Below are 4,378 nucleotides of genomic sequence, written 5' to 3'. Positions count from 1 at the left end.
GGGGAGGCATGACCGTTCGCCCGGAAGCGACGGCCGTTAACCGGCACTCGAAATAACTCTCTCCCCATTTCGCAATAAGAATTCTTCTCCTCCTTCCTCCCCTCCGCGCCCGCTGTGCCCTCTGTGGTTATCCTCTTGCTTTCGCCCCCGCTATAAATCCCTGACGTTTGACACACTATCTCTTTTCGACCATTGATGCTGTCGCCTCAATGTAACTCTTTCAATTCTTTCGTCGAAAGGGTTCCTCACGCCATTGTAAGCAACATGCTGGTTGGCTATCCAATGGCCGAGCCATGCACATCTTCGCATTATCGGGAAACACTTTTTTCTGATTCCGGAAAAAAATTCAAGTTTTGCTGAATTCGCAAATTTTTTCGGCAGATACAGAAAAAGAGTTACCCGATTAAATCTTTTGTGCAATGATAAGATCCAACAACGACACATCATTCTGATCACAGAATCACCCCAACGATTCTACTGTTTGGATAACTCCGGGCTCGCATCCGGATCGGCATGTCTTTGTCATACGGGGAACTTATGGAATACGCACCGCTGGAAAAACGACCGGATCAATCGGAGACAAATACGCGCACCGATGCCGGCCGCTTCGTCGATGGTACCTTCATTCCCGCCGCCGAGCCTGAGGATTATCGCGTCTTCCCGTATATGCCGGGCATGGATGTGAATCCAGGAATCCATCAGAGCGAGGCCGTTGCAGGGCTCTGGCAGACCTATTTTTACAACGGTCCGCCGAATGCAGCCATCATGGGACACAATCCCTATTACCGACCTCCGGCAAGTGAGGAGCATGTACAGACGGGTTCTACGGTAGCACCTAACGCACCCAGCACCCCCTCCACTACGATCTCCCGCGCACCGGCCGTGCAAGCGAGCACGGTAGTAGAAGAAGGCTTCCCGTTAAACAAATCACAGGCCGAGAAGGTCGACACGGCCCTTGCAGAAACCGGCCAGCCTTTACCAGAAGAACAAAAGGCCGTCTATGAGCTGCATACTGGCCATGACTTCTCTCGCGTACGCGTCCATACAGGAGCAGCCGCAGAAGAGGCCGCCGACTCTATCGGAGCAAAGGCCTTTGCGAAGGGCAGCGATATCGTCTTTGCCAGAGATCAGTATAACCCGAGCACGGCAGAAGGCCGCGGGTTGATCGGGCATGAGCTTGCTCACGTAGCACAGAGCGGCACGACCGGCACTGGTGTGCATCGGGCGCCGAAGGAGGAGATGACTCAGCCTCGGTCCCACTTTGATGCACAAAGCACAGTCCAGAAACTGGAAAGACTTTTCCTCAAGTATCATCACGCCAATGGAAGGGCAAAGGTACTCATCCAGACAGAAGCCAAAAATGAAATCTTGCGCCTCCTGTTTAAAAAACCTGACCGATTTCGCGACGTCCTGCTCTATTACAACACCAGAAAGCATCCCTATCTCAGTATCAATCTCGATATCGATCTGTGGACAATCGCCGATGAAAATGAAAAGAAGGCACTGCGTGCCCTTTTTGCAAGAAACGGAATAGAAACGGATGAAAAAATCACAAGATACCTGGTAGAATATCCGGAGAAGGGTGAAGCAACCGAGTGGCAGCTTCTTCCGGAAGGTGGATTCCGTGTAGCGGTTCCCGGGTCAAAGATTCGCTACGAATTTCCGAAACTCAGCTCTAACACCCCCAGAGCGCCACGTTATTCCTATCAATGGCAGATGATCCAGCCCGACAGTGCCGATGGCAAGCAACACGATTCAGCAGTTGTTGCAGGAAGCACCGGGAAAAAACAGGAGTTCCAGTTCAAAAACACCGGCGTTCACAGAATCATCTGCCGTCTGACAGTCTACCCTCCCGGCGGAGGAGCGATAGTTCGCTATCATGAATTTCCTCAGGTCGTTGTGCCCGAACGACAACGATTGAATGAAGCCTTTAACAAAGAAAGCACACGCGGAGTCGATCCTGCACTGGAACTGGAGTTCCTGCAGTTGTATTACAACCTCCTGAAAAAAAGTGAACAACAACCAGGTTCTCATAAACTATCCTCAAAAGTTGAGGATAGCTACAAAAAACAAATTGAAAAAACCAAAGAACGCCTAACCTCCACTGCCAATGCAATACCGGTACATGGCAAAATCCGCACACCGATAAAAGCAGTCTATCTGAATCGTGAAAGCGGCTACGTAATGCCCTTAAAACTATCCGTCGCAAAAATAGAATCCTCTTCCGGACATGAGAAGTGGAGAATACTTGATACAACGAACCCCGCTGTTCGCTGGATGACCGGTGAATACGATGGAGAAGGAAAAAACGCGAATGAGGCACTCCTCAATGCCCTTTCCACAATGGCAAAAGGGGGCAACCGATATCCTGAAGGAAGCATTCAAGTGGAGATAGGATCGGATATAGCAGGTGAAAAAATAGACTATAGCATGAACACCACAGGACAGAATGCCCTGGATACCGTAATCCAGATTCTGGACACACTGGGATTTTGGACAGGAATAGGTGCTCTATTACTGACAGCCATCGGCGCAATCGCTCCCATCCCGGGTACACGCGTTGCCACCGCCCTCCTCTGGGCATCCCTATTATCATCATCCGCAGCAGCCAGCCTGAGTATATACCAGAGGCACAAAGAAGGATTCGGCGACGGAACGGAAGATGCAATGGATGCGTTAACCATATTCGGAAACGTCCTGGCAGGAACCTGGATGGCCGGAGGGCGCGTCGTCACAAATAAACAATGGGGCATTCCTATGGCCAAAGGCCTGCTAATAGGCCAATTCAGCACAGACGCCGTTCAGGGAATCATACTGGGAGACCAATACATAGAGCAATATAGCAGCGCCATGAAGATCAAAGATCCCGATACTCGCGCAAGAGCATTGATGGAAGTTATCCGCTCCGCCTCGGCCGCCTCTGCCATGCTGATCATATCCATGCGCGCAACGAAAAGCGACATTGAACTCATGAGCACTTCCCGAAGAAATCTCCACTCTCTGGGCAATCCGGGAGAAGAGTTCGATCTGCCAAAAACAGAAAAACTGATCAAGGAAGAACGGATACGGCAGGGAAAAGAAGGGCCGGTGAAGACGGAGAGTGACCAAAGGCGTACGGAGAAGGATACAAACGGGGTTGACAAAAGTAAGGAAAGAGAAAAATATCTATCTGAACAGACAACAAAGGAAGGTGTACGACTTCGAAACCAGCATCTGGCAGGGAAGAATCATCCAGTCACCGGTGTACCCTTTGATGAGAGTGGATTTCCGGTTTTTGACGACTATTTATATAAGGGTGGACCAAATGATGTCATGATCGAACCCACAGGCAATGACTATTTTGACTTTAAAGCAGCGAATGAAGCTGCAGGATATTCAAGGACTCCAAAAGGTTATACATGGCATCACCATCAAAATACAGGGAGGATGCAATTAGTCGATTCAAAAATTCATCGCTTAACAGGACATACGGGCGGTGCGTCTATTTGGTATGGCGATGAAAAACTCAAATGAGGGCAGAATGGAATTTACTGAAACTGAAAAGGCACTAACCAATGCAGAATTGAATGATTTTGAAGAGTATGTTGGTCTGCAACTTCCAGAGCAATATCGAAATCATTTATTGACTTACAACGGTGGGCGCTGTGAACCTAATGTCTTTGATGTAAGCAAAAACGGTAAACCCAATCAATCATGTATTGATTGGTTTCTCGCAATATATGATGGTGAAGCTGATAATCTGAAAGATTATGTAGATGATGTAAAAATAAAAGTAAAGCGAATGCCACAACACATCTTGCCCATTGCGCATGATCCTGGAGGAAATTTAATTTGCATCTCTTGTGGGGATAAGGATAATGGGGCAATTTATTTCTGGGATCATGAGAATGAGGTTGATTATTCAATAGCACAAGATGATGACTATTCAAACCTGTATTTAATTGCCAGGAGTCTTCACGAGTTTTTTGATTCTCTTAAATGAATTACAACGCCTTCGCAAGATGCAGTGCATGAACCTGCTCCCTGTCAGCTTAGTTGACGTCCTGATGATACGGAAGTAAATGCCGGCGCCGCAGCCATAGAATACACCCTTGACGGGCTCATCAAGCTCGTTGAGAACATACCGATAGTCCTTTTCGGTCCCTTTCCCTTCATCGCCGACCTCTTCCGGACCGGCGTCGTAGGATTCCTCAAGAGAACGGCAAAGGAAGGCGGCAGAAAGATCCTCGGCCTGCTGGGTAACTTCGTTCAGTAAGCGGAGCAATAACCGCCTCTACTCAGCCAACAGGAAATCCCTGTCTTTCAATTTCAACGGCAAAAGCGCCGCCCAGTCGGATTCAGTTACGGCGACGGGAGCGTTCTTGAGCAAGTAATGCAT

Annotated in this window: 2 protein-coding genes and 2 pseudogenes; all 4 read left to right on the top strand. The window is 48.7% G+C overall.

Annotation, left to right across the window (positions count from 1 at the left end; all coding sequences use genetic code 11):
- Positions 1–675: 675 nt before the first annotated feature.
- The 4 genes and pseudogenes from F9K33_16310 to F9K33_16295 all read left to right on the top strand — a co-directional run bounded on the left by F9K33_16310 (position 676) and on the right by F9K33_16295 (position 3,982).
- Positions 676–1,194, top strand: a pseudogene (locus F9K33_16310) (DUF4157 domain-containing protein).
- A gap of 45 nt (positions 1,195–1,239) precedes the next feature.
- Positions 1,240–1,908, top strand: a pseudogene (locus tag F9K33_16305) (hypothetical protein).
- A 276-nt stretch (positions 1,909–2,184) separates the two neighbouring features.
- A complete protein-coding gene (locus F9K33_16300; GenBank protein KAB2877504.1) occupies positions 2,185–3,513 on the top strand; it encodes an HNH endonuclease in 1,329 nt (442 codons plus the stop codon).
- The gene (locus F9K33_16295; protein ID KAB2877503.1) at positions 3,491–3,982 is read left to right on the top strand and encodes an SMI1/KNR4 family protein; all 492 of its coding nucleotides are present in this window, start codon (positions 3,491–3,493) and stop codon (positions 3,980–3,982) included. The genes F9K33_16300 and F9K33_16295 overlap by 23 nt, the downstream gene beginning before the upstream one ends.
- The last annotated feature ends 396 nt before the right edge of the window (positions 3,983–4,378 follow it).

The sequence above is a fragment of the bacterium genome (assembly GCA_008933615.1).
In the GTDB taxonomy this organism is placed as follows: Bacteria; CLD3; CLD3; order SB21; family SB21; genus SB21.
The sequence above is the reverse complement of the archived record's forward strand: the minus strand, read 5'-3'. Positions and strand labels throughout refer to the sequence as shown.

Coding starts and splice junctions, on each gene's coding strand:
- F9K33_16300 (KAB2877504.1), top strand. CDS start 2,185: ATGCCCTTAAAACTATCCGTCGCAAAAATAGAATCCTCTTCCGGACAT.
- F9K33_16295 (KAB2877503.1), top strand. CDS start 3,491: ATGGCGATGAAAAACTCAAATGAGGGCAGAATGGAATTTACTGAAACT.